Origin of the sequence: Actinoplanes sp. NPDC049802 (assembly GCF_040656595.1) — a bacterium.
Taxonomy (GTDB): domain Bacteria; phylum Actinomycetota; class Actinomycetes; order Mycobacteriales; family Micromonosporaceae; genus Actinoplanes.
In genome coordinates this window covers 291,688-316,240 of sequence record NZ_JBFAMR010000001.1, presented here as the reverse complement: position 1 = coordinate 316,240, position 24,553 = coordinate 291,688, and the positions used below count along the sequence as shown (strand labels likewise).

The window sequence follows — 24,553 nt, the reverse complement described above, 5'->3', positions numbered from 1 at the left end:
GGAAGTGATCTCCGTGGAGGGCACCGGCCGGCGTATCGCGCCGGCCGGTGCCGACTTCGATGGGCCGTGACGTTCGGCCCTGCCCGGATCACTGTGCGTGGGCGAACTCTGGAGTCATGGCTCAGACGATGACGGCTCCGGCCGAGGTCGACGAACGCCAGCCGCCGACCGAACTGTTCCGGCACCTGCGCTCCACACCCCACGGACTGCGGTCTCGGGAAGCGGCGCGCCGATTGACCGTGTACGGACCCAACGAATTGTCGCGCCGCCACGTGCGGCGCTGGCCGCGACAGCTGTTGTCCCAGTTCACCCAGCCACTGGCGGTGCTGCTCATGGTCGCCGCGGTGCTGGCATGGTTCGGCCACGCCCCGGCGCTGGGCCTGGCCGTGGTCGCGGTCATCCTCCTCAACGCCGCCTTCGCGTTCGTGCAGGAGCGGCAGGCCGAACGCGCCGTCGAGGCGCTGGCCGCCTTCCTGCCGATGTCGGCGCGGGTGTACCGCGACGGTGTGCTGGTCGAGGTCCCGGCCCGCGACCTGGTGCCGGGCGACGTCATGGAGATCGCCGAGGGGGACCGGGTCAGCGCCGACGCCCGGCTGATCGACGGTTCCGTGGCGGTCGACCTGTCCACTCTCAACGGCGAGTCCCTGCCGGCGATCCGGACCGCCGATCTGGAACACGTCCCGGGCCCTCTGCTGGAGGCCCGGGAACTCGTCTTCAGCGGCACCTCCTGCACCGCCGGGCAGGCCCGGGCCGTGGTCACCCACACCGGCATGCACACCGAGATCGGCCGGATCGCCGCCCTGTCGCAGCGCGGGCACACCGAACCCAGCCCGCTGGAACGGCAGGTCCGCAAGGCCACCTGGATCATCGCGGCGGTGGCGGTCGCCGCCGGCGCGGCGTTCCTGCCGATCGGCGTGCTCGCCGGCCTGGGCTGGACCGCGGCGATCACCTTCTCCATCGGGCTGATCGTGGCGAACGTGCCGGAAGGGCTGCTGCCCACCATCACCCTGGCGCTGGCCGCCGGGGTCCGCGAGCTGGCCCGCGCCGGCGCCGTCGTGAAGCGGCTGTCCGCAGTGGAGACCCTCGGATCGACCACCGTCATCTGCACCGACAAGACCGGCACGCTCACCGAGAACCGGATGCGGGTCACCCGGCTGTGGGTGGCCGGCCGGGAACAGGACGCCACCACCGCGGGCCGCGACCGGCTCTGCCGGGAACTGGCCACCGCCGCGGCCACCTGCACCACCGCCCATCTGGCCGGCGACGGGGCGCCCGCGGACAGCGGTGACCCCACCGAGCTGGCGCTGCTGCGGCTGGCGGCCGCCCTCGGCGTCCCGGTCCGGGCCGCCGAACGCGACGGCTCACGCACCACCCTGTACGCCTTCGACCCGCGCACCAAACGGATGTCCACCGTGCACGGCGGGCATCTGTACCTCAAGGGCGCACCCGAGTCGGTGCTCCCGCTGTGCGACCGCCACCTCGACGCCGCCGGCCGGTTCGCCGCGCTGACCCCGCCGGTACGCGCGGAGGCGACCCAGGTCGTCGACCGGTACGCCCGCACCGGCCTGCGGGTTCTCGCCGTGGCCCAGCGGGTGGCGGCGCCCGCCCTCCTGAACGCCGGGCGGGACGGCGCCGAGACCGGGCTCACCCTGCTCGGCCTGGTGGCCATGGTGGACCCGCCCCGGCAGGCGGTGCCCGAGGCGGTGACCGCCGCCCACCGGGCCGGGATCACCGTGCACGTCATCACCGGCGACTACGGCCCCACCGCCGCGGAGATCGCCGCCGAGGTCGGCATCGGCGCCGGCGGCCGTGTCGTCACCGGCGAGGAACTGGAGCGGATGGGCGACGCCGAGCTGGACCGGGTGCTCGCCGAGGGCAGGGAGATCGTCTTCGCGCGTTCGTCGCCGGAGAGCAAGCTGCGCATCTGCGAGGCGCTGCGCGCGGAGGGCCACATCGTGGCGATGACCGGCGACGGCGTGAACGACGCCCCGGCGCTGCGCCGCGCCGACATCGGCGTCGCGATGGGACGCAGCGGCACGGACGTCGCCCGGGAGGCGGCGACGATGGTGCTCACCGACGACAACTTCGCCACGATCGTACGGGCGGTGGAAGCCGGCCGCCGGGTCTACGACAACGTGCGCAAGTTCGTGCTCTACATCTTCGCCCACGCCGTACCGGAGGTCGTGCCCTTCCTGGTCTTCGCGTTGTCCGGTGGCGCCGTCCCGCTGCCGCTGACGGTCCTGCAGATCCTCGCCATCGACCTGGGTACCGAGACGCTGCCCGCGCTGGCGCTGGGCCGCGAGCGGGCCGAGCCGGGGCTGATGGACCGGCCGCCGCGACCTCGCCGGGCCGGTGTGATCGACGCCCGGCTGCTGTGGCGGGCGTGGGCGCTGCTCGGGATCACCTCCGCGGTGCTGGTGCTGGCCGGGTTCTTCTTCGTGCTCCTGCGCGGCGGCTGGCGCCCGGGCGCCGAACTGACCGGCCCGGCGTACGCGCGAGCCACCACGATGACCTTCGCCGGGATCGTGGCCTGCCAGATCGGGACCGCGTTCGCGTCCCGCACCGATCACGCGGCGCTGCGGACCATCGGTGTGTTCAGCAACCGGCTGCTGCTCGGCGGGATCGCCTTCGAGCTGGCTTTCGCCGCCGCGCTCATCTACCTGCCGCCCCTGCAGGCGGTCTTCGGCACGGCCGCTCTCGGCGCCGCCGAGCTGGCGTTCCTCGTGCCGTTCCCGCTGCTGGCCTGGGGCGTCGACGAGATCTACCGCGCGCGGCGACGCCGCCGCGGTCCCCACCCGGAGGAGGCGCCATCATGCGAGTCCGCGACATCATGACCAGCCCGGTCCACTTCACCTGGTACGACGCTCCGGTGGAGAGCGCCGCCGACCAGATGACCACCCACGACGTGACGGCGCTGCCGGTGCTGGGCGCCGACGGCCGGCTGGTCGGGGTGGTCAGCGACGGCGACCTGCTCTGGCATCGGGTACCCGCCGAACCGGATGCCGATCCGGGCCGGCACCCGGACACCGAACCGACGTTCCGGCTCGGCACGGTGGTGCAGGTGATGTCGGAGTATCCGGTCACCACCACGCCCGGCACGGACGTGGCCGACGCCGCGCAACTGATGCTCGACCACGACGTGCGCAGCCTTCCGGTGCTGGAGACCGGCGCGGTGGTCGGCATGGTGAGCCGCCGCGACATCCTCAAGGCGATGGTCCGCGACGACGGCACGCTCACCGCCGACGTGCAGACGCGACTGGACGACTACGCGGGCCACCCCGGACTGTGGCGGGCCGAGGTGAACGCCGGCGTCGCCGTGGTCTACGGCCGTTACCCGAACGAGCAGCAGCGCATGGTGGTGGCCCTGCTCGCCCGTACCGTGCCCGGGGTCTCCGCGGTCCGGTTGCGGCACGAGCCGGATCGCGGGCCCAACGGCACTGTCACCACTGGTGACCGAGTGGTCGCATAGAGGTAGAGGCGCCGGCGCGCCGCCGGCGCCCCCGGCATTGTCGGAGGTGCCGCCATGAGAGATCGCAGTGATTTCAGAACCGAGACGGAGGCCCGCCGGCACCGTGATGCCGTGGCGCGGCCCAACCGCTTCAGTCAGGTGATCAACCGGTACCTGGGCGCGGTGAGCTACCCGGATCCGTACGCGGACCGGCCCGCCCCGGCGCCGGCCGCACAACCCCGGCCGGCGCCCGGCGGCGGACGGGTGCTGGTCGGCGTCGACGACAGCCCGATCAGCTGTGTCGCGGTCGACCACGCCGCCATCGAGGCGGAACTGCACGGCTGGGAGCTGCACCTGGTCACCGTGCGCCACCGTGCGGGCGACCCGGCCGGGGAGGCGCTGCTGCGCCGGCTCACCGACCGGGTGCACGCCAGCTCGCCGGCGGTCGTGGTGACCGCACGGGTCGCTGTCGGCGCCCACCCGGCGCAGATCCTGTCGGCCGAGGCGGCCGGCGCCGGCCTGCTGGTGGTGGGCCACCGGCACGGGCGCGCCACCACGACCCTGGGCCGCAGCGTCGCCGACCGGGTCGCCCGCCACCACACCGGCCCGGTCCTGGTGGTCCGCATGCCGGGCTGGCCGTCCGGGCCGGAGTTCGGCAAGCGGCCGCTGGTCGTCGCGGTGGACGGCTCGCCGGAGTCCGAGACGGCGGTCGCCTTCACCTTCGCCGAGGCGCGGGCCCGCGCATGCGACGTCAACCTGCTGCACCTGGCCGGCTCCGGTGATCTGGTCCGCCGCCTGGAGATCCACGACGGCGTGCCGGTGCATCACCGGATCATCTCCGGCGATCCCGCCACGGCCCTCATCGAGGAATCCGGGCGGGCCGCCGCGGTGATCCTCGGCCGGCAGGCGCACGTCCCGCTCGCGGGCTCGGCGCTCGCCCCGGCCGTCGCGCTGCTGCCGCAGCGGGCGTACTGCCCGGTGTTCCTGGTCGGCTGAGCCGGCTCACCGCCGAGTCAGGAGAGAGAAGCCATGGAGGTCCTGCTCGTCATCGTCCTGGTCGTGCTGTTGATGCGGTCGGTGGACGGCATCGCCCGGTACCTTGCGGGGCGCCCGCCCCGGCGGCGCCCGGCGCCGCTGCCGCCCGGCCCCTGCCTCGCGGCGCTGCTGGCCCTGCCACCGCCCCGCCCGGAGACCACCCCGCCGCCCGTGCCGCATCCCGGCCCGGAGAGCACGCTGCCGCCTGTGCCGCAGCCCGGCCCGGAGAGCACGCTGCCGCCCGTGCCGCATCCCGGCCCGGAGAGCACGCTGCCGCCTGTGCCGCAGCCCCGCCTGGAGAGCACGCTGCCGCCCGTGCCGCAGCCTGGCCAGGAGAGCACGCTGCCGGCCGTGCGGCAACCCGGCTCGGAGACCGTTCTGTTCGACCGGCTGCGTGCCGGGCGGATCAGCCAGGAGGAGTACCGGTCCGCGGTGGCGGCGATCGCCGCCGCGGACGCCCGCGCCCACCCGCTGCGCGCCCCGATTCGCTGAGCGGACCTCCGGCCCGCCGGGATCAGGACTTTCAGCCCTGTGGTGTGACCGGGCGGTAGCGCACGGTGAGGGAAGGGAGTGAGCGAATGCTCCCGAAGGATGCCGCGGCGGCGGTTTCGCCGCAACGGTGGGCGGAGCCGTCTCGGGGGCGACGGCGTCAGCCCGGGTTCCGGCCGGTCGTTGCCGGATGGCCGGAACCCGTCGCCGGCTTCCGGCCGGATCCGAGACGATCCCTCCCCGCCGGAGGCCGGCACCCCAGCGAACAGGCGAAGGCACGCAGGCTCCGAGGAGGCGCCATGCGAACCGGAGACACCGCTCAACTGATCGACATGGCCGGCCTCGAGGCGCTCTTCGGCGCCCTGCACGAGCGGGACTACACGATCATCGGCCCGGCTGTACGCGACGGAACCGTCACGATGGCCGAACTGGACACCGCCGCCGAACTCCCGTGGGGCTGGAGCGCCGACACCGAACCCGGCCGCTACCGACTGCGCCGGCGTGCCGACGAGGCCGGTTTCGCGCACTGCGCCGGCCCGCAATCGGTCAAGAACGTCCTGCACCCGCCCCGGGCCCGGCTGTGGTCGGCCGACCGCACCGCCGACGGGATCACCACCACCGGCCCGGAACCGCCGGCCGAGCGGTACGCCCTGGTCGGCGTCCACCCCTGTGACGTGGCCGCGCTCGCCGTCCTGGACCGGGTGCTGGCCCACGGCGAGCACCCGGACCCGGTCTACACCGCCCGCCGCGACGGCACCCTCGTGGTCACCGCCGAGTGCACCGAACCCGGCGGCACCTGCTTCTGCGCCTCGATGGGCACCGGGCCGGCCGCCACCGGCGGATACGACCTGGCCCTCACCGAACTGATCGACGGCGGCCACCGCTTCCTGATCCGGGCCGGCTCCCCGGCCGGCGCCGACCTGCTCGCGCTGCTGCCTGCCCGCCCGGCGAGCCCCACCGACGTCGCCGCCGCGGACACCGCCGTCGAGCACGCCGCCGCCACCATGCCACGTCGCATGCCGGACCGGCCGCTGCCGGAGCTGATCGCCGCCAACCGGGAGTCCCCGTACTGGGCCGACGTCGCCTCCCGTTGCCTCACCTGCGGCAACTGCACGATGGTGTGCCCCACCTGCTTCTGCGTCAGCACCACGGACGTCACCGACCTGAGCGGCGAGCACGCCGAACGGTGGCGGCAGTGGGACTCCTGCTTCAGCGTCGGCTTCTCCTACCTGCACGGCGGCCCGGTACGCCCTGGCGGCGCCTCCCGCTACCGGCAGTGGATCAGTCACAAGCTGGGCACCTGGCACGAGCAGTTCGGGATGTCCGGCTGCGTCGGCTGCGGGCGCTGCACCGCCTGGTGCCCGGCCGGCATCGACATCACCCGCGAGGCCGCCGCCCTGGCCGGTGACCCGTCATGACCCACCGCACCGAGCAGCACCCGGCCGCGGCTGACGTCGGTCCTGGCACGCGAGGGCCGGGCGGGCATGGCCGGGCCGGCACAGCCATGACCGACCGCACCGAGCAGCACCCGGCCGCGGCTGACGTCGGTCCTGGCACGCGAGGGCCGGGCGGGCATGGCCGGGCCGGCACAGCCATGACCACGGCCACCGCGACCGGCGTGATCCCGTGGCCCTGCCGGGTGACGGCGCGGTGGGAGGACACCGCCGACACGGTCACGCTGGAACTCGACCCGGCCGGTGAGGGCCTGCCGGAGTTCGGGCCGGGGCAGTTCGCGATGCTCACCGCGTACGGGATCGGGGAAGTGCCCATCTCGGTGAGCGGGAGCCGCGGCACCCGGCTGATCCACACCATCCGCGCGGTCGGCGCGGTGACACGTGCCCTGTGCGCGGCCGCGCCCGGCGACCTGATCGGCGTGCGCGGCCCGTTCGGCACCGGCTGGGATGTCGGCGCGGCGGCCGGCCACGACGTGCTCGTGGTGGCCGGCGGGATCGGCCTGGCCCCGCTGCGCCCGGTCGTCGAGCGGCTGCTGGCCGATCGCCGGTCCTTCGGGCATGTCGCGGTCCTGGCCGGCGCCCGGCGGCCGGGTGACCTGCTCTACCCGGGCGACCTGCGGCGCTGGGCGGCACACGCGCGGGTCGAGGTGATCGTGGACCGGGCCGCCCCCGGTTGGCGGGGCCGGGTCGGCCTGGTCACCGAGCTGATCCCGGCGGCCGGGGTGGACGCCGGGCGGGCCGTGGCGTACGTCTGCGGCCCCGAGACGATGATGCGGGCGACCGCCCGGGCCCTGCTGGAGCGGGGTGTTCCGGCGCAGCGGGTGTGGCTGTCGCTGGAACGCGCCATGCGCTGCGGCGCCGGCTGGTGCGGCCACTGCCAGCTCGGCCCGCTGCTGATCTGCCGGGACGGACCGGTCGTCGGCTGTCCGGTGGCCGAGCCGCTGCTGAACGTCCGGGAGTTGTGATGCCGACCCTGGCGGTGTGGAAGTTCGCGTCCTGCGACGGCTGTCAGCTGAGCCTGCTGGACTGCGAGGACGAACTGCTCGCGGTGGCCGGGCGGGTGCGGATCGCGCACTTCCCGGAGGCGACCCGCGCCTCGGAGCCGGGCCCCTACGACATCTCGCTGGTGGAGGGCTCGATCACCACGCCCGGCGACGCCCGCCGGATCCACGAGATCCGGGCGATGTCCAGGCTGCTGATCACCATCGGCGCGTGCGCCACCGCCGGGGGTGTGCAGGCGCTGCGCAACTCCGCCGACGTCGCCGAGTACGCCTCGGTGGTCTACGCCCGCCCCGAGTACCTGGACACGCTGGCCACCTCCACGCCGATCGCCGCGCACGTCGACGTGGACTACGAGTTGCACGGCTGCCCGATCGACCGGGGCCAGCTGCTGGAGACGATCGGCGCGCTGCTGGTGGGCCGCGAACCGGACCTGCCGGCGCACAGCGTCTGCTTCGAGTGCAAGCGCCGCGAGAACGTCTGTGTGGTGGTGGCGTACGGCGAGCCGTGCCTCGGGCCGGTGACCCGGGCCGGGTGCGGGGCGATCTGTCCCGCGTTCCGGCGCGGCTGCTTCGGCTGCTTCGGCCCGGCCGAGACACCCAACGACGAGGCGGAGGCGGCGCTGCTGCGGTCCGCCGGCATGTCCGGCCCGGACATCGAACAGATGCGCCACCTGTTCGACCCGGCCACCGAACCGGAGGGAGCGACGCCATGAGCCACCGACACGACCGGCTCATCGACGTGCCGGGACTGGCCCGGGTGGAGGGCGAGGGCGCCATGCACGTCCGGGTCCGCGACGGTGAGGTCGAGGACGTGCGCCTGGAGATCTACGAGCCGCCCCGCTTCTTCGAGGCGTTCCTGCGCGGGCGCCGGCACACCGAGCCGCCCGACATCACCGCCCGGATCTGCGGGATCTGCCCGGTGGCGTACCAGATGAGCGCCTGCGCCGCGATCGAGGACGCCTGCGGGGTGACCGTGCCGCCGGGCATCGCGGCGCTGCGCCGGCTGCTCTACTGCGGCGAGTGGATCGAGAGCCACGTCCTGCACATCTACCTGCTGCACGCCCCGGACTTCCTCGGCTACGACAGCGCCCTGGACCTGGCTCGCGACCGTCGCGACCTGGTGGAACGCGGGCTGGCGTTGAAGAGGACCGGCAACGACCTGATGGAGGCGATCGGAGGCCGGGCCATCCATCCGGTCAACGTGCGGGTGGGCGGCTTCTACCGGGCCCCGGCGCCGGCTGACCTGGCGCCGCTGCGGGAACGGCTGCGTGCCGCCCTCGACCAGGCGCTGGAGACCGTCCGGTGGGTGGCCGGCTTCGACTTCCCGCCGTTCCACCACGACCACGAGATGCTCGCGCTGACCGAGCCGGGCCGGTACGCCATCGAGTCCGGGTCGGTCGTCACCACCGGCGGGTGTGAGTTCGGCGTGCGCGACTTCGAGCGGCACGTCGTCGAGGAGCACGTGCCGCACTCCACCGCACTGCACGCCCACCTGGCCGGCCGAGGCCGCTACCTGACCGGGCCGGCCGCCCGCTACACCCTCAACCACCGGTGGCTCTCGCCGTTGGCGAAGGAGGCGGCCGAGGCCGCCGGGCTCGGCACGCAGTGCCGCAATCCCTACCGTGGCATCGTGGTCCGGGCCGTCGAGACGGTGTACGCCGTGGAGGAGGCGATCCGCCTCATCGACGCCTACGAGCCGCCGTCGTCGCCCGCGGTCCGGGTGCCACCCCGCGCCGCCGTCGGATACGGCGCCACCGAGGCGCCCCGCGGCACCCTGTTCCACCGGTACGAGCTGGACGCCGACGGGCTGATCACCTCCGCCCGGATCGTGCCGCCGACCGCCCAGAACCAGGCCGCCGTCGAGGACGACCTGGCCCGCTTCGTGGCCGGCCGGCTCGACCTGGACGACGAGCGCCTCACCCACCAGTGCGAGCAGGCGATCCGCAACTACGACCCGTGCATCTCCTGCGCCACCCACTTCCTCGACCTGCATGTGGACCGGGGCGCCACGGCCGGCGGCGTCACGGGCGAGGGCCGGGAGGCGCCGCGATGAACGGGCGACGGGTGGTGATCGGGGTGGGCAACGAGTACCGCCGCGACGACGGCTTCGGCCCCCGGGTGGTGGCCGAACTCGCGGTCCGGCGCCGGCACGACCCCCGGCTCGCCGGTGTGGAGCTGCGGGTCAGCGACGGCGAGCCGGCCCGCATGCTGGAGGCCTGGACCGGCGCGGACGTGGCCGTGGTGGTCGACGTGGCCCGCGGCGGCACGCCCGGCGAATGGACCGAGCTGACCCTGCCGCCGACCGCCGAGCCGGCCACTTCCGGCCACGGCTTCGGGCTGGGCGCCACCGTGGCCCTGGCCCGCGAACTGGACCGGCTGCCCCGCCGCCTGGTGGCGGTGGTGGCGTACGGACGGGAGTTCGGGTTCGGCGCCGGGCTCACTGACGCGGTGGCCGCCGCGGTGCGCCCGGTCGCCGACCGTGTCTGCGAGCTGGGGGCGCCCTCATGAACGCGTGGTCGGTCCGCGTCCGCGGCACGGTGCAGGGGGTCGGGTTCCGGCCGTTCGTACACCGGATCGCCACCGGGCTGAGCCTGGACGGCGCGGTCCGCAACGTGGGCGGGGACGTGCTGATCGAGGTCGGCGGCCCGGAGGCGGCCGTCTCCCGGCTGGTGGAGGCGCTGCGCGATCAGGCTCCGCCGGCGGCCCGGGTGGCCGAGGTGATCGTGGCCCCGGCCGCGGTGGCGCCGCCGCCCGGCTTCCGGGTCACCGGAAGCGGCGACGCGGACGTGACCGCCGGATTCGCCGGGCTCCCGCCCGACCTGGCCACCTGCGACGACTGCCTGCGTGAGCTGTTCGACCCGGCGGACCGCCGCTTCCGGTACCCGTTCATCAACTGCACGAACTGCGGGCCGCGCGCCACCATCGTGGACGAGCTGCCGTACGACCGGGTGCGCACCGCGATGGCGGGCTTCCCGCTTTGCCGGCGCTGCGCGGCCGAGTACCGCGACCCGGCCGACCGGCGGTTCCACGCCGAACCGGTGGCCTGCCCGGTCTGCGGGCCGCGGCTGACCTGGCACGCCGGGAAGCGGTCCGCCTACGGCGACCAGGCGTTGACCGTGGCCGCCGGGGCGATCGCGGTCGGGCGGATCGTCGCGGTCAAGGGACTCGGCGGTTACCAGCTGATCTGTGACGCCACCGACCCGGCCGTGGTGGAGCGGCTGCGCCACCGCAAGCAGCGGCCCCGGAAACCGTTCGCCGTGATGGTGGCCGATCTGGGCGCGGCGCACGCGGTGGCCGACCTCTGCCCGGCCGGCTGGGCGGCGCTGACCTCGCCGGCCCGGCCGGTCGTGCTGCTGCCGTCGCGTACCGGATCCCCGGTGGCGGCCGCCGTCATGCCGGGGGTGGACCGGGTGGGGCTGTTCCTGCCGTGTACGCCGTTGCACCACCTGCTGCTGCGCGCGGTCGGCCGTCCGCTCGTGGTGACCAGCGGCAACCGTGCCGACGAGCCGATCGCCATCGACGACGCCGACGCGGCCGGGCGGCTCGCCGGGATCGCCGACGGGTTGCTGAGCCACGACCGGCCGATCCGGGCCCGCTACGACGACTCGGTGGTGCACATCGCCGCCGGGGCCGCCCGGATGCTGCGCCGGGCCCGCGGCTACGCGCCCGGCGCGTTGCCCCTGCCGGTTCCCGCGCGACGGCCGGTGCTGGCGGTCGGCGCGCAGCTCAAGCACACCTTCACGCTGGCGCGCGGGGACCGGGCGCTGGTCGGCCCGCACGGCGGCGACCTGTCCGACGCCGACACCCTGGAGGCGTTCCGGGCGACCGTGGCCCAGTTGAGCCGCCTGCACCGGTTCGAGCCGTGGGCGGTCGCCCACGACCTGCACCCGGATTACCTGTCCACGGCGTACGCCCGGGAGACCGCCACCGGGCAGCGGCTGATCGGCGTCCAGCATCACCACGCGCACGTGGTGTCGTGCGCCGCCGAGCACGATGTCGCCGGACCGTTCCTGGGGATCGCGTACGACGGTCTCGGCTACGGCGACGACGGCCGGCTGTGGGGCGGTGAGCTGCTGCTGGCCACCTACACCGGGTTCCGCCGGCTGGGCCGGTTCGGGCGGGCGCCGTTGCCCGGCGGGCAGGCCGCGGTCCGCCGCCCGGCCCGCACCGCTCTGGGCTACCTGTACGGCGGTGAGTTCCCGGTGCCGGACGGCCCGGCGCCCGCGCTGTGCCGCCGGATGCCCGCCGCCGAGCAGGCCGTCGTCCGGCGGATGATCCAACGGCGGGTGAACAGCCCGTACGCCTCCAGCGCGGGCCGGTTCCTGGACGCCGCCGCCGCGCTGCTCGGCATCCGTGACGACAACGGCTACGAGGGCGAGGCCGCGATTCTGCTGGAGGCCGCCGCGCACCGGGCCACCGGGCACCCGGGCCCGCTGCCGTGGCGGCTGACCCGGGTGGACGGCCTGTGGGTCTACGACTGGTCCGGCACTCTGGGCGCCCTGCTGCGGCGCGGCGCCGCCGGGGAACCGGCCGCCGACCTGGCGCTGGCCGTGCACCGCGTGCTGGTGGACGTGACCGTGGAACTGTGCGGCCGGGCCGCGGAGAGCACCGGCGTACGGGTGGTCTGCCTGTCCGGCGGCTGTCTGCAGAACCGCATCCTGGCCGGCGCGCTGCCGGGGGCGTTGCGCGCCGCCGGCCTGACCGCGCTGCTCAACCGGGACGTGCCGGCCGGTGACGGCGGCATCAGCTACGGGCAGGCGGTGGTCGCCGCGGCCCGGATCGCCGGGGGAGGATGACATGTGCCTGGGCATTCCCGGCCTGGTGACCGGGGTCGAGCAGCGGGACGGGCTGCGGGTCGGCACGGTCGACTTCGGCGGCGTCCGCAAACGGGTCTGCCTCGCCTACGCCCCGGAGGCGACGGTCGGCGACTACGTGATCGTCCACGTCGGCTTCGCGATCAGCGTGGTCGACGCCGCTGAGGCGCGGCGCACCCTCGCGGTGCTGCGGGCCATGGGCGACGTCCTCGACCGGGAGCTGGGGCCGTGAAGTACCTCGACGAGTACCGCGATCCCGGCCTGGCCCGGCTGCTGCTCGCCGAGCTGCGCCGGGTCACCACCCGCCCGTGGACGCTCATGGAGGTCTGCGGTGGGCAGACCAACACCATCGTGCGGCAGGGCATCGACGAGTTGCTGCCCGGCGGCATCCGGATGATCCACGGGCCGGGCTGCCCGGTCTGCGTCACCCCGCTCGAGGTGCTGGACCGGGCCATGGCGATCGCGCGGACACCCGGGACGATCCTGACCAGCTTCGGTGACATGCTGCGGGTGCCCGGGTCCCGTACCGATCTGCTGGCCCTGCGGGCTCGCGGCGCCGACGTGCGGATCGTCTACTCGCCGATGGACGCCGTGACGCTGGCCCGCGACAACCCGGACCGGCAGGTGGTGTTCCTGGCCGTCGGGTTCGAGACGACCGCGCCGGCCAACGCGATGGCCGTGCTGCACGCCGCCGCCCTCGGCCTCACCAACTTCAGCGTCCTGGTCAGCCACGTGCTGGTGCCGCCGGCGATGACCGCCGTGCTGCGCGCCCCCGGCTGCCGGGTGCAGGGCTTCCTCGCCGCCGGGCACGTCTGTGCCGTGATGGGCTGGACCGAGTACGAGCCGATGGCCGCCGAGTTCCGGGTGCCCATCGTGGTCACCGGCTTCGAGCCGCTGGACCTGCTGGAGGGCATCCTGATGACGGTCCGGCAGCTGGAGCAGGGCCGGCACGAGGTGGAGAACCAGTACGCCCGGGCGGTCCGCCGGGACGGCAACACCGTGGCGCGGGCCGCCGTCCGGCGGGTGTTCCGGGTCACCGACCGGGCCTGGCGGGGCATCGGCGTCATCCCGGCCAGCGGTCTCGCCCTGGCCGGCGAGTTCGCCGCGTTCGACGCCGAACGCCGCTTCGACGTGGGCCGGCTGGTGGCGCGCGAGCATCCGGACTGTGTGGCCGGTGACATCCTGACCGGCGCGAAGACGCCACTCGACTGCGCCGCCTACGGCATCACCTGCACACCCCGGACGCCGCTGGGCGCGCCGATGGTCTCCGCCGAGGGCACCTGCGCCGCCTACCACAACGCCGGACGCCGACAGGAGGACCGTCATGCGCCACGTTGACCCGACCGCCGGAACCTGCCCCACCCCGCTGCCGGAGACCGAGCGGGTGCTGCTCGGGCACGGGTCCGGCGGGCGGCTGTCCGCCGAGCTGATCGGCCGGGTGCTGGTCCCGGCGCTCGGCGCGGCCACGCCCGGCGGCCCGCTCGAGGACGCCGCGGTGGTCCGGGTGGGCGAGTCCGATCTGGCTCTGAGCACCGACGCGTACGTGGTGGACCCGCTGTTCTTCCCGGGTGGCGACATCGGCTCGATGGCCGTCCACGGCACCGTCAACGACCTGGCCATGCGCGCCGCCATGCCGGTGGCGCTGACCGTGGCGTACGTGGTCGAGGAGGGCCTGCCGATGCCGGTGCTGCGGTCGGTGGCCGAGTCGGCCGGGGCGGCGGCCGCAGCGGCCGGTGTCCCGATCGTCACCGGCGACACCAAGGTGGTCGGCCGGGGCGCCGCCGACCGGCTCTTCGTGATCACGGCGGGGCTGGGCCGGCGGCTGCCGGGCACGGCCCCGTCGGTGGCGGCCGCCCGGCCCGGCGACGCGGTGCTGCTGTCCGGCCCGATCGGCGCGCACGGCGTCACCGTGCTCAGCACCCGGGAGGGGCTGGGTTTCGAGGCCGACCTCGTCTCGGACAGCCGCCCGCTGCACCGGCTGGTCGCGGCGATGGTGGCGGCCGGCGGCGCGGCCGTGCACGCGCTGCGTGACCCGACCCGGGGCGGCCTGGCGTCGGCGCTCAACGAGATCGCCGCGGCTTCCCGGGTCGGTGTCGAGATCGACGAGCGGGCGCTGCCGGTGCCGGAGCCGGTGCGGGCCGCCTGCGAGATGCTCGGCCTGGACCCGGCGTACGTGGCGAACGAGGGCTGCCTGGTGGCGTTCGTCGCGCCGGACCGGGCGGACGCGGTGCTGGCCGCGATGCGTGCCCGCCCGGAGGGCGGGCAGGCGGTCCGGATCGGCACGGCGTGTGCCGGCGGCCCGGTGGTGGTCCGGACCGCCGTCGGCTCGCGCCGGGTCCTCGACGTGCTGCTCGGCGAGCAACTGCCCCGGATCTGCTGAGCCGGCCCCGGGCGGGCCGGTCAGCCCACCCAGTGCCCGGAGTTGCGCCGGTGCTCGGTGAACGCCAGGTAGGTCTCGCCCTGCTCCTGGGCCTTCTGCTCGGCACGCCGCAGCGCCTGGCCGGCCGCGGACAGCCGCCAGCGCCACAGCGCGGTGGCGTTGAGTTCGTGGGGAGTCATCTTCCGGTAGCGCGGGTCGTGGCGGCCGGCCAGGACCCACACCCGTTCGGTCTCCTGGCGCAGGCCGGCCCGCCAGCGCTCGCGCAGCCACTCCGCCTTCCGCAGGCAGGCGCGGGCCCGGACGTTCCACGGCACGTCGCAGTACCGGTATCCGTGCGGCACCGGCAGCGGCCAGTACTCCGGGTCGGCCGGCTGCGGCGCGATCAGGAGCCCGGCGCACGGCACGACCCCGTTGGGGGCCGCCAGCGGGCAGCCACCGGACCGGTCGGGGCCGGGGCAGACCCGGATGAGTTCGCCGGTGGCGGGATGCAGAACGCGAATTCCGTCGGTCCTCATCGCCTCAGCCTCCTTGCTCAAGCGTGACGAACGTCAGCGGCGGGCGTCGGCCGGGAACCGCTCCGGGCCGTGCGCCGCCATCTCCTCGTACCGGATCCAGCGCTGGTCGGCCGCCTCCTGCGCGAGCCGGGCCAAGCGGTCCGCCTCGGCCGGGTCGGTGTCACGCAGCTGCCGGAACCGCAGCTCGCCCTCGGTGAAGTCGGCCAGGGGCCGGCTCGGCCGGGGACAGTCGAGCAGGAACGGGTTGGCGCCGGCGGCCCGCAGCAGCGGGTCGTAGCGCATCAGCGGCCAGTAGCCGGTGGCCACCGCCAGCTGCTGCCGGGTCAGGCCGTCGCGCATGTCGAAGCCGTGGGCGATGCAGTGCGCGTACGCGATGACCAGCGACGGCCCGTCGTACGCCTCCGCCTCGCGCAGCGCCTGGAGGGTCTGCTGCGGGTCGGCGCCCATCGCGACCCGGGCCACGTACACGTTGCCGTAGGCGATCGCCTGCAACGCCAGATCCTTCTTCGGGGTGGTCTTGCCGCCGGCGGCGAACCGGGCGACCGCCGACAGCGGGGTCGCCTTGGACATCTGCCCGCCGGTGTTGGAGTAGACCTCGGTGTCCAGCACCAGCACGTTGACGTCGCGGCCACTGGCCAGCACGTGGTCCAGGCCGGCCGCGCCGATGTCGTACGCCCACCCGTCCCCGCCCACGATCCACACGCTGCGGCGCACCAGGTGGTCCAGCACGCTGGACAGGTCGGCGACGGCCGGTTCGGCGGGGTCCAGCCCGGCCAGTCGTTCCCGCAGCCGGGTCAGGCGCTCGCGCTGCGCGGCGAACTCCGACTCGTGGCGTTGCGGCGCGGCCAGCAGACCGTCCACCAGATCCGGGCCGACCCGGTCGCGCAGTTCCCGCAGCCGGGTCTCGGCCAGACCCCGGTGCAGGTCGGCGGCGAGCCGGAAGCCGAGCCCGAACTCGGCGTCGTCCTCGAACAGCGAGTTCGACCAGGCCGGGCCGCGTCCCTCGGCGTTGCGGGTCCACGGTGTGGTGGGCAGGTTGCCGCCGTAGATCGACGAGCAGCCGGTGGCGTTCGCGACCATCAGCCGGTCGCCGAACAGTTGGGACAGCACCTTCAGGTACGGCGTCTCGCCGCAACCGGTGCAGGCCAGCGAGAACTCGAACAGCGGCTGCAGGAACTGGGCGCCGCGGACGGTGCCGAAGTCGACCCGGGAGCGGTCGGCGTACGGCAGCGTCTCGAAGTGGGCGATGGCGGCGCGTTGCGGCTCGAGTTGCGGCTCCCGCGGCCGCAGGTCGATCGCGGCGACCGGGCAGGCCTCGGCGCACAGCCCGCACCCGGTGCAGTCCTCCAGATAGACCTGCAGCGTGTAGGCGGTGCCGGGCAGGCCGCGGGCGTTCAGTTCGGCCGACCGGAACCCGTCCGGCGCGCCGGCCAGCAGGTCGGCGTCGTAGAACTTGGACCGGATGACGCTGTGCGGGCAGACGAACGCGCACGCGCCGCACTGGATGCAGGTCTGCGGATCCCAGGTGGCGACCTGGTCGGCGATGTTGCGTTTCTCGTAGGCGGTGGTGCCGCCCGGGTAGGTGCCGTCGGCGGGCAGCGCGCTCACCGGCAGCCGGTCGCCGCGCCCGGCCATCATGGCGGCGGTGACCTCGCGGACGAACCGGGGCGCCCCGTCCGGGACGACCGGCGGCGGCTGCCGGGTGGCGGTCGCCCGTCCCGGTACGGGCACGGCGTGCAGGGCGGCGAGCGTGGCGTCGACGGCGGCGTGGTTGCGGGCGACCACGTCCGGGCCGCGCCGGGCGTACGTCTTGGTGATGGCCTGCTTGACGCGGGTGACCGCCTCGTCCCGCGGGAGCACCCCGGAGATGGCGAAGAAGCAGGTCTGCAGCACGGTGTTGCTGCGCCCGGGCAGGCCCGCGGCGGCCGCGACCCGGTCGGCGTCGATCGCGTAGACGGTCAGGTCCCGGGCGATGATCTGTTCCTGGACCGGGCGCGACAGCGCCTGCCAGACGTCGTCGGCGTTGCTGTTGAGCAGCAGGGTGCCGCCCGGTGCGGCGTGGTCCAGCACGTCCACCCGGTCGAGCAGGCCGCTGTGGTGGCAGGCCACGAAACCGGCCCGGGAGATCAGGTACGGGGCGCGGATCGGTTCCGGCCCGAACCGCAGGTGCGAGACGGTGAGCCCGCCGGACTTCTTGGAGTCGTAGACGAAGTAGCCCTGTGCGTGGGTGCCCGGGCCGGCGGCCAGGATCTTGATGGTGTTCTTGTTGGCGCCGACCGTGCCGTCCGAGCCGAGCCCGAAGAACACCGCCCGGGTGGTCGTGGCCGGTTCGATGTCCAGGTCGGTCCAGGGCAGGCTGGTGCCGCTCACGTCGTCGACGATGCCGACGGTGAACCGGGGCCGGGGCCGGTCGGCGGCCAGTTCGTCCAGCACCGCGGCGACCATGCCGGGGGTGAACTCCTTGGAGCCGAGCCCGTAGCGGCCGCCGATCACCTCGGGCATCGGCCGGCCGCTGCCGGCGAGGGCGGCCACCACGTCGAGGAACAGCGGCTCACCGGCCGAGCCGGGTTCCTTGGTACGGTCCAGCACCGCGATCCGGCGTACGGTGGGCGGCAGCGCGGAGAGCAGTTCGGCGGCCGGGAACGGGCGGAACAGGCGCACCCGCAGCACTCCGGCGCGTTGCCCGCGCGCGTTGAGGTGGGCGACGGTCTCCCGGGCGGTCTCGGCGCCCGACCCCATCAGCACCAGCACCCGCTCGGCGTCCGGGGCGCCGGAGTACTCGACCACCCGGTAGCCGCGGCCGGTCCGCGCGGCGAGGGCGTCCATGGCGTCCTGCACCGCCGCCGGGACCCGCGCGTGGTACGGGTTGACCGTCTCCCGGCTCTGGAAGTAGACGTCCGGGTTCTGGGCGGTGCCGCGGATCACCGGCCGTTCCGGCGACAGCGCGCGGGCCCGGTGCGCCCGGACCAGGCCGGCCGGCACCAGGGCGCGCAGGTCCTCGTCGGTGAGGGTGTCGACGGTGTTGAGCTCGTGCGAGGTGCGGAATCCGTCGAAGAAGTGCACGAACGGCACCCGGGTGCGCAGCGTCGCGGCCTGGGCGACCAGTGCCAGGTCGTGGGCCTCCTGCACGGAGGCGGAGGCGAGCATGGCGAACCCGGTGGCGCGGGCGGCCATCACGTCCGAGTGGTCGCCGAAGATGGACAATCCTTGGGTGGCCAGGGCCCGGGCCGCCACGTGCAGCACCGCGGGGGTCAGCTCCCCGGCGATCTTGTACATGTTCGGGATCATCAGCAGCAGGCCCTGCGAGGCGGTGAACGTGGTGGTCAGCGCCCCGCTCTGGAGGGCGCCGTGCAGCGCTCCGGCGGCGCCGCCCTCGCTCTGCATCTCCACCACCGACGGGACGGTTCCCCACACGTTGGGCCGCCCGGCCGCCGACCACTGGTCGGCGAGTTCGGCCATCACCGAGGACGGGGTGATCGGGTAGATGCAGCAGATCTCGTTCAGCCGGTACGCGACGGACACCGCCGCCTCGTTGCCGTCGATCGTCACGCGGGTCATGACCGGTCCTCCGGGATCATCTCGATCGCGTGTACCGGGCACTGCGCGAAGCAGGTGCCGCAGCCGGTGCACCGGTCGTAGTCGAACCGGTAGCGTTCGCCCGGCCCCAGTTTGATCACCGCGTCGTGCGGGCAGGCGCCCAGACAGCCGTCGCATTCGAAGCAGGTGCCGCAGGACAGGCAGCGCCCGGCCTCGAACCGGGCGGCGGCCTCGCCGAGCCCGCCGACGACCTCGGTGAAGTCGCCGACCCGGGCGGCCGGGTCGCGTTCGGCCTGGGGCCGGCGGCCGGCGTCGGCGAAGTACCACGGGTGCAGCAGGCCGAACTCGGCGACCGGGCGCTCGTCCGGCGCCGGAGCGGACAGCCCGCGCAGGTAGGCGTCGATGTGCCGGGCCGCCGTGCGGCCGTGCCCGACCCCGACCGTGACGGTGCGCTCGGCCGGCACCATGTCGCCGCCCGCGAAGACGCCCGGGCAGCCGGTCATGAACGTCGGTGACACCAGGACCGTGCCGTCCGGCCCGAACTCGACGCCCGGCACCCCGCGCAGGAAGGCGGTGTCGGCGCGCTGTCCGAGGGCCAGCACCACGGTGTCGGCGGAGAGCGTCTCGGTGCGGCCGGTCGGCTCCGGGCGGCCGTCGGCGTCGAGCTCCATCACCTCGACGGTCAGTTCCGGGCCGTCGAACGCCTGGATGGTCCGCAGCCAGTTGATCTTCACGCCTTCGCGTTCGGCCTCCTCCGCCTCCTCGGCATGCGCGGGCATCTGCGCCCGGGTCCGCCGGTAGACGATCAGCGCCTCCTCGGCGCCCAGCCGGCGGGCCACCCGGGCGGCGTCCATCGCCGTGTTGCCGCCGCCGTAGACCGCCACCCGGCGCCCGATCGCCGGCCGTTCGCCCGCCGCCACGCTGCGCAGCAGGCTCACCGCGTCGACGATCCGCCCGGCCTCCCGGGCCGGGATGTCGACCCGCTTGGACAGGTGCGCCCCGACCGCCACGAACACCGCGTCGAACCCGCCGGCCCGGCGTTCCGCCTCCAGGTCGTGCACCGGGCGCCGGCACTCGATGGTGACACCCAGGCCGGCGATCCGGGCGATCTCGGCGGCCAGCACGTCACGGGGCAGCCGGTACGCCGGGATGCCGTACCGCATCATGCCGCCCGGTTCGTCGCCGGCGTCCCGCACGTGCACCCGGTGCCCGAGCCGGGCCAGGTGGTACGCCGCGGACAGCCCGCTCGGCCCGGCGCCCACCACCAGGACCCGCCGGCCAGTCGGCGCCGGCGGCGGATCGAACCGCCAGCCGCGTTCCAGCGCCAGGTCGCCGAGGAACCGCTCCACCCCGTGGATCGACACGGCACTGTCCAGGTGGGCGCGGTTGCAGACCGACTCGCACGGGTGGTAACAGACCCGGCCGTGCACCGCCGGCAGTGGATTGTCGGCGGTCAGCACCCGCCAGGCCCGCTCGTGGTCGCCGGTCCGGGCGTGCCCGAGCCAAGACTGGATGTTCTCCCCGGCGGGGCAGCCGGCGTCGCAGGGCGGCAGCAGGTCCACGTAGACCGGTCGCCGCTGCCGTACCGGACCGCCCCGGGCCTGGTCGTGCACCAGATCGGGCAGCGGCGTCATGTCGTGCCACACGCTGTTCATGCCGGCCTCCCTGCCGCCGGATGGTGCGGGTCAGGACATCGCGGTCCCGTCGTGGACGACCGCCACCGGGCAGGCCGAGTGGCGCAGCAGGTGCTGGCTCACCGAGCCGAGCAGCAGTCCGCGGAGAGCGCCGCGGCCGCGGGAGCCGACCACCAGCAGTTGCGCGCCGCCGCTGGCCCGGGTGAGGGTCGCGGCCGGGTGCTCGACGACGGCGTCCGCCTCGATCTGCAGGTCCGGGAAGGTGTCGCGGACGACGGTCACCTGTGAGTCGAACGGCGCCCGCTCCGCGTCGGTGACCGTCCAGGTGGCCATCGGGGTCTCCATCCAGATGCCGGTGACCGGCGGCCAGGCGTGGATGATCCGCAGCGGCGCCTTGCGGGCCGCCGCCTGTTCGGCGGCGAACGCCAGCACACCGGAAGCGGCGGCGGTGTCGTCGATGCCGGCGACCACCGCGCCGGTGGCGGGCGAGGCGCCGCGCACCACCACGACCGGGCAGTGCGAGTGGGCGGTCACGGCGACGGTGACCGAGCCGAGCAGCCCGGCGACGGCGCTGTGCCCTCGGCCGCCGAGCACCATGAGACGGGCTCGCCCGGACCGTTCCAGCAGGGCCGTGGCCGCGTGCGCGCGCACGGTGGCGGCGGTGACCGGCACCAGCGGGTGCGACTTGCGGGCCGCCTCGACCGCGCGGTTCAAGGTGCCGTCGATGACCTGTGCGACATACGGCTCGGGGCGCAGGGCGGGGGACGGGACCAGGCTCGCCGCGGGGGCGAGGACCGGCCATTCGTCGGCGTAGACCAGCTCCACGGATTCGCCGGTGCGTTCCGCCTCCTCCAGCGCCCAGACGAGGGCGTCGTGAGACCAGGACGACCCGTCGTACCCGACGATGATTCTCTTGTGCACGGTACGGCCCTCCTTCTTCACTCTCCTCCCATGGCACGCCCATCGACCCCTGCCGGGCAGGGCCGGAAGTCCCGTACCTCAGCGGCGCCACCCACGGGCGATCCGCAGCGCCGCGCCGGGCACGACGGCGGCCGCGAGGCAGGCCAGGACGGTGGCGGCGGAGAGCGGTTCGGTGCCCAGCAGGGTGTGCATCGGGGCAGCCAGCACCCCGGCCAGTTGCAGCAGCAGGCACACCGCGACGGCGGCCGGCAGCGCGTGGTTGCGGGCCGCGCCGGGGGCGGGCCGCGCGCGTACCGCGAGGGCCACGCCGAGCTGAGCGAACCCGAGCACCAGGAACATCACCGACTGCCACGGCAGGTCCAGCCGGTGCGCCGTCACCCCGGCCGCCAGCGTCACCGCGGCCAGCAGCCCGGCGCCGGTCAGCACGTCACGCAGCAGGCCGCCGCCGAGCACCGACTCCTGCGGCGATCGCGGTGGCCGGCGCAGCACGTCCGCCTCGGCCGGTTCGGCGCCCAGCGCGACACCCGGCACCCCGTGGGTGAGCAGGTTGATCCAGAGCAGCTGGGCCGGCAGCAGCGCCAGCGGCATACCCAGCAGCGGCCCGGCCAGCATCACCGCCAGCTCGGCCAGCCCGCCGGAGAGCGCGTAGCGCAGGAACCGGCGGATGTTGTCGTAGATCCGCCGGCCCTCGCCGACGGCGTCCGCCACGGTGGCCAGGTTGTCGTCGACCAGCACCAGCTCGGCGGCCTGCCGGGCCACCTCAGTGCCGCTGCCCATGGCCACCCCGATGTCGGCGCGGCGCAGCGCCGGGGCGTCGTTCACCCCGTCGCCGGTCATCGCCACGACCTCGCCGCGTTCCTGCAGCGCGGCCACGATGTCCAGCTTCTGTTCGGGGCGCGTTCGCGCGTACACCCGGGTCTTCTCGATGGTCGCGGGGGTGAGCGGGCCGAGGTCACCGCGGGCGGCCTCGTCGCCGGGCGCCAGAATCCCCAGATCCCGGCCGATGGCGCTCGCGGTCCCCGGGTGGTCACCTGTGATCAACAGCAGGTGTACGCCGGAGCGCGCGAACGCCGCCGCCGTGTCGCGTGCGGTGGCCCGCAGCGGGTCGCCGATGCCGACCAGGCCGGCGGCGTGCAGCGGTGGCGGCGTGGCAGGGTCGGGCCGGACGGTGGTGACGGCGGTGGCCACGGCCAGCACCCGCAGTCCGGCGGCGGCGAGTTCGGCGGCCGCCGCCAGCAGGTCCGCGTCGGAGGCCGGGTCCAGCACCGTCTCCGGGGCGCCCTTGCGGGCCACCAGATACCGCCCGTCCGGGGTCCGGTGGACCGTCGTCATCCGGCGGTGCGCCTGATCGAAGGGCTGCTCGGCGATCCGGGGCGCGGCGGCCCGTTCGGCGTCCGGGTCGAGGCCGCAGCGCCCGGCGAAGGCCAGCAGCGCCGCCTCCATCGGATCGCCCGCGGCGGCCCAGTGGGCGCGGCCCTCGTCCGGCGGCAGCAGGCTCGCGTCGTTGCACAGCGCCCCGGCCCGTGCCAGCAGCCGCAACGGTTCGCCGACGGCGCCGCCGACCGTGCCGGCCGGGTCGTAGCCGGTGCCGGTGACCGTGTGCCGGGCGCCGTCCGCGGTGACCGCCCGCTGCACCGCCATCCGGTTCTCGGTGAGCGTCCCGGTCTTGTCCGAGGCGATCACGGTGACCGAGCCGAGCGTCTCCACGGCGTGCAGCCGGCGCGGGATGGCCCGGGTCCGGGCCATCCGGCGGGCCCCGAGCGCCAGCGCCAGCGTCACCACCGCCGGCAGGCTCTCCGGCACCGCCGCCACCACCAGGCTGACCGCGGTGATCGCCATCCGGGTCACCGGCTGCCCGGCGAGCACCCCGAGGGCGAACACCAGCGCCGACACCATCACGGCGGTGGCGCCCAGCAGCCGGCCGAGCGCGGTGATCCGCCGCTGCAACGGGGTCGGGCCGGGCCGGGTCCGGGCGACCAGGTCGGCGATCCGGCCCAGCGCGCTGTCCGGGCCGGTCGCCGTGACCGTTCCGGCGGCCCGGCCGGCGGCCAGCACGGTCCCGGCGCCGGCTGGCTCGCCGACGTCCCGGTGCACCGGCGCCGACTCGCCGGTCAGCGCGGACTCGTCGAAGGCGGCCCGGTGCGCCTCGGTCAGGTCCAGGTCGGCGGGGACCACGTCGCCGGCTTCCAGGCGTACGTGGTCGCCGCGGACCAGGTCGACTGCCGGCACCAGCTGGTCGCGGCCGTCGCGGACCACCCGGGCCACCGGTGCGGCCAGCCGGTCCAGGGCGGCGATCGCCGCGTCCGCGCGGACCTCCTGCACCACGCCGATCACCGTATTGACGGTCACCACGAGCAGGATGATCAACGTGTCCGGCACGTCGCCGAGCGCCGCGGTCACCACCCCGGCGACCAGCAGCAGCGCCACCAGCGGGTCGGTCAGCTGCCGGCCGGCCCGGTAGGCGACGCCGTGCCGCCGCGGCGGAGCCACCAGGTTGGGGCCGTCGGCGGCCAGCCGGGCCGCCGCCTCCACACCGGACAGGCCCCGTACCGTGAGGCCCGCCGTCTCGGCGAGCCGTGTCATCGCGGCGGCCGGGGAACGACCAGGGCGAGCGCGCAGGCGGTCCGGCCGACCAGGGCACGAGCGGTGTGGCCGTGCAGGTCCGGGGACGCGCCCACCACCAGCAGCGCGGCATGGTCGCCGAGCGCCCGCAGCGCCGCGCCCGGGTCGGTGTCGTGCAGGATCTGCCGCTCGGCCGGCATGCCCAGCTCGTGCGCGGCGGACGCCAGCAGCAGATCGGCGTGGGCCAGCGACTCCGGGCGCATCCGGACACCGGCGGCCTCCCGGCCGTGCCCGGTCCAGACGTGCACGAGGCGCAGCGGCAGGCCCTGCTCGGCGGCCCGGGCGCGGGCGTAGCCGAGCACGGCGTCCAGGGCGGCGTCCTCGGTGATCGCGGCCAGCACCACGTCGCCGGGCGGTCTCGTCGCGGGAGTGAGTTCGACCGCGTGGCGGTCCGGGTCGGCGTGCGGGCGCCACGGCCCGTCCGCGTCCAGATGCTCCCGGATCGCCGCGGCCAGCCGTTCCACCGATGTGTATGACGCCGTCGTGTCCATGGCACACCCCGGACCTGTGAGGAACGGTTCCGTCCCGCCCGCCCGGCCGGGCGGCGGCCCGCCGGATCCGGTGCCCGTCTTGACGACGGTGGGTCTGGTGGCACCAAGGCCGTCCAGTGTCTCGTCCGGCAGCCGGTGGGCTTCGCCACCCGGCCGGTGGGGGGGGTGTCTGAAGCGTCGCGCGGTGGCGATACGGTACCCAGAGCCGAAGG

The 24,553-nt window shown here is 75.0% G+C and carries 19 protein-coding genes; 13 read left to right on the top strand and 6 right to left on the bottom strand.

Annotated elements, in window-relative coordinates:
* Positions 1-116 precede the first annotated feature (116 nt).
* From AB0I88_RS01295 to hypE, 13 genes are all read left to right on the top strand, one after another.
* Positions 117-2,834, top strand: a complete 2,718-nt coding sequence (locus AB0I88_RS01295) for a cation-transporting P-type ATPase (protein ID WP_361017030.1) — start codon at positions 117-119, stop codon at positions 2,832-2,834.
* Entirely contained in the window at positions 2,813-3,469 is a 657-nt protein-coding gene (locus AB0I88_RS01290; protein WP_361017028.1) for a CBS domain-containing protein, read from the top strand. Before AB0I88_RS01295 ends, AB0I88_RS01290 begins: the two co-directional genes overlap by 22 nt.
* A gap of 111 nt (positions 3,470-3,580) precedes the next feature.
* Positions 3,581-4,444: a universal stress protein gene (locus AB0I88_RS01285; protein ID WP_361017027.1), complete on the top strand. Its 864-nt coding sequence runs from the start codon at positions 3,581-3,583 to the stop codon at positions 4,442-4,444.
* Between the two features lie 33 nt (positions 4,445-4,477).
* Entirely contained in the window at positions 4,478-4,975 is a 498-nt protein-coding gene (locus tag AB0I88_RS01280; protein WP_361017025.1) for a hypothetical protein, read from the top strand.
* A gap of 296 nt (positions 4,976-5,271) precedes the next feature.
* Entirely contained in the window at positions 5,272-6,390 is a 1,119-nt protein-coding gene (locus AB0I88_RS01275) for a 4Fe-4S dicluster domain-containing protein (protein ID WP_361017023.1), read from the top strand.
* 176 nt (positions 6,391-6,566) lie between these two features.
* Complete coding sequence (locus AB0I88_RS01270; RefSeq protein ID WP_361017021.1) at positions 6,567-7,391, top strand: FAD/NAD(P)-binding protein; 825 nt, start codon at positions 6,567-6,569, stop codon at positions 7,389-7,391.
* Positions 7,391-8,140 carry an oxidoreductase gene (locus tag AB0I88_RS01265; protein WP_361017019.1) on the top strand — a complete coding sequence of 250 codons (750 nt, stop codon included), beginning with the start codon at positions 7,391-7,393 and terminating at the stop codon, positions 8,138-8,140. The genes AB0I88_RS01270 and AB0I88_RS01265 overlap by 1 nt, the downstream gene beginning before the upstream one ends.
* Positions 8,137-9,480 (top strand): Ni/Fe hydrogenase subunit alpha, encoded by a 1,344-nt coding sequence (locus AB0I88_RS01260; RefSeq protein WP_361017018.1) that lies wholly within the window; start codon positions 8,137-8,139, stop codon positions 9,478-9,480. Before AB0I88_RS01265 ends, AB0I88_RS01260 begins: the two co-directional genes overlap by 4 nt.
* On the top strand, positions 9,477-9,935 hold the full coding sequence (locus AB0I88_RS01255) for a hydrogenase maturation protease (protein WP_361017016.1): 459 nt from the start codon (positions 9,477-9,479) through the stop codon (positions 9,933-9,935). The genes AB0I88_RS01260 and AB0I88_RS01255 overlap by 4 nt, the downstream gene beginning before the upstream one ends.
* A complete protein-coding gene (hypF, locus tag AB0I88_RS01250) occupies positions 9,932-12,223 on the top strand; it encodes a carbamoyltransferase HypF (RefSeq protein WP_361017014.1) in 2,292 nt (763 codons plus the stop codon). The genes AB0I88_RS01255 and hypF overlap by 4 nt, the downstream gene beginning before the upstream one ends.
* Before the next feature lies 1 nt (position 12,224).
* Positions 12,225-12,473 carry a HypC/HybG/HupF family hydrogenase formation chaperone gene (locus AB0I88_RS01245; protein WP_361017012.1) on the top strand — a complete coding sequence of 83 codons (249 nt, stop codon included), beginning with the start codon at positions 12,225-12,227 and terminating at the stop codon, positions 12,471-12,473.
* Complete coding sequence (hypD, locus tag AB0I88_RS01240) at positions 12,470-13,579, top strand: hydrogenase formation protein HypD (RefSeq protein WP_361017010.1); 1,110 nt, start codon at positions 12,470-12,472, stop codon at positions 13,577-13,579. Before AB0I88_RS01245 ends, hypD begins: the two co-directional genes overlap by 4 nt.
* Positions 13,566-14,621: a hydrogenase expression/formation protein HypE gene (gene hypE / locus AB0I88_RS01235; RefSeq protein ID WP_361017008.1), complete on the top strand. Its 1,056-nt coding sequence runs from the start codon at positions 13,566-13,568 to the stop codon at positions 14,619-14,621. Before hypD ends, hypE begins: the two co-directional genes overlap by 14 nt.
* Positions 14,622-14,641: 20 nt before the next feature.
* Here the strand turns inward: hypE and AB0I88_RS01230 are convergent, their stop codons facing one another.
* The 6 genes from AB0I88_RS01230 to AB0I88_RS01205 all read right to left on the bottom strand — a co-directional run bounded on the left by AB0I88_RS01230 (position 14,642) and on the right by AB0I88_RS01205 (position 24,341).
* A complete protein-coding gene (locus tag AB0I88_RS01230) occupies positions 14,642-15,136 on the bottom strand; it encodes a hypothetical protein (RefSeq protein ID WP_361017006.1) in 495 nt (164 codons plus the stop codon).
* Positions 15,137-15,169: 33 nt separating this feature from the next.
* Positions 15,170-18,694 carry a pyruvate:ferredoxin (flavodoxin) oxidoreductase gene (nifJ, locus tag AB0I88_RS01225; protein ID WP_361017004.1) on the bottom strand — a complete coding sequence of 1,175 codons (3,525 nt, stop codon included), beginning with the start codon at positions 18,692-18,694 and terminating at the stop codon, positions 15,170-15,172.
* Positions 18,691-20,328, bottom strand: coding sequence for an NAD(P)-binding protein (locus tag AB0I88_RS01220; RefSeq protein WP_361017002.1), 1,638 nt, complete (start codon positions 20,326-20,328; stop codon positions 18,691-18,693). Before AB0I88_RS01220 ends, nifJ begins: the two co-directional genes overlap by 4 nt.
* Positions 20,329-20,358: 30 nt before the next feature.
* Positions 20,359-21,228: a universal stress protein gene (locus AB0I88_RS01215; RefSeq protein ID WP_361017000.1), complete on the bottom strand. Its 870-nt coding sequence runs from the start codon at positions 21,226-21,228 to the stop codon at positions 20,359-20,361.
* 78 nt (positions 21,229-21,306) lie between these two features.
* On the bottom strand, positions 21,307-23,811 hold the full coding sequence (locus tag AB0I88_RS01210) for an HAD-IC family P-type ATPase (RefSeq protein ID WP_361016998.1): 2,505 nt from the start codon (positions 23,809-23,811) through the stop codon (positions 21,307-21,309).
* Positions 23,808-24,341 (bottom strand): universal stress protein, encoded by a 534-nt coding sequence (locus tag AB0I88_RS01205; RefSeq protein WP_361016996.1) that lies wholly within the window; start codon positions 24,339-24,341, stop codon positions 23,808-23,810. Before AB0I88_RS01205 ends, AB0I88_RS01210 begins: the two co-directional genes overlap by 4 nt.
* Between the last annotated feature and the right edge of the window lie 212 nt (positions 24,342-24,553).

Excerpts from the sequence above, each read along its gene's own strand:
- nifJ (WP_361017004.1), bottom strand. The coding sequence starts at position 18,694 with ATGACCCGCGTGACGATCGACGGCAACGAGGCGGCGGTGTCCGTCGCG.
- AB0I88_RS01260 (WP_361017018.1), top strand. The coding sequence starts at position 8,137 with ATGAGCCACCGACACGACCGGCTCATCGACGTGCCGGGACTGGCCCGG.
- AB0I88_RS01290 (WP_361017028.1), top strand. The coding sequence starts at position 2,813 with ATGCGAGTCCGCGACATCATGACCAGCCCGGTCCACTTCACCTGGTAC.
- AB0I88_RS01245 (WP_361017012.1), top strand. The coding sequence starts at position 12,225 with ATGTGCCTGGGCATTCCCGGCCTGGTGACCGGGGTCGAGCAGCGGGAC.
- AB0I88_RS01280 (WP_361017025.1), top strand. The coding sequence starts at position 4,478 with ATGGAGGTCCTGCTCGTCATCGTCCTGGTCGTGCTGTTGATGCGGTCG.
- AB0I88_RS01210 (WP_361016998.1), bottom strand. The coding sequence starts at position 23,811 with ATGACACGGCTCGCCGAGACGGCGGGCCTCACGGTACGGGGCCTGTCC.
- AB0I88_RS01220 (WP_361017002.1), bottom strand. The coding sequence starts at position 20,328 with ATGAACAGCGTGTGGCACGACATGACGCCGCTGCCCGATCTGGTGCAC.
- hypF (WP_361017014.1), top strand. The coding sequence starts at position 9,932 with ATGAACGCGTGGTCGGTCCGCGTCCGCGGCACGGTGCAGGGGGTCGGG.
- AB0I88_RS01255 (WP_361017016.1), top strand. The coding sequence starts at position 9,477 with ATGAACGGGCGACGGGTGGTGATCGGGGTGGGCAACGAGTACCGCCGC.
- AB0I88_RS01295 (WP_361017030.1), top strand. The coding sequence starts at position 117 with ATGGCTCAGACGATGACGGCTCCGGCCGAGGTCGACGAACGCCAGCCG.
- AB0I88_RS01230 (WP_361017006.1), bottom strand. The coding sequence starts at position 15,136 with ATGAGGACCGACGGAATTCGCGTTCTGCATCCCGCCACCGGCGAACTC.
- AB0I88_RS01265 (WP_361017019.1), top strand. The coding sequence starts at position 7,391 with ATGCCGACCCTGGCGGTGTGGAAGTTCGCGTCCTGCGACGGCTGTCAG.
- AB0I88_RS01270 (WP_361017021.1), top strand. The coding sequence starts at position 6,567 with ATGACCACGGCCACCGCGACCGGCGTGATCCCGTGGCCCTGCCGGGTG.
- AB0I88_RS01205 (WP_361016996.1), bottom strand. The coding sequence starts at position 24,341 with ATGGACACGACGGCGTCATACACATCGGTGGAACGGCTGGCCGCGGCG.
- AB0I88_RS01275 (WP_361017023.1), top strand. The coding sequence starts at position 5,272 with ATGCGAACCGGAGACACCGCTCAACTGATCGACATGGCCGGCCTCGAG.
- hypE (WP_361017008.1), top strand. The coding sequence starts at position 13,566 with ATGCGCCACGTTGACCCGACCGCCGGAACCTGCCCCACCCCGCTGCCG.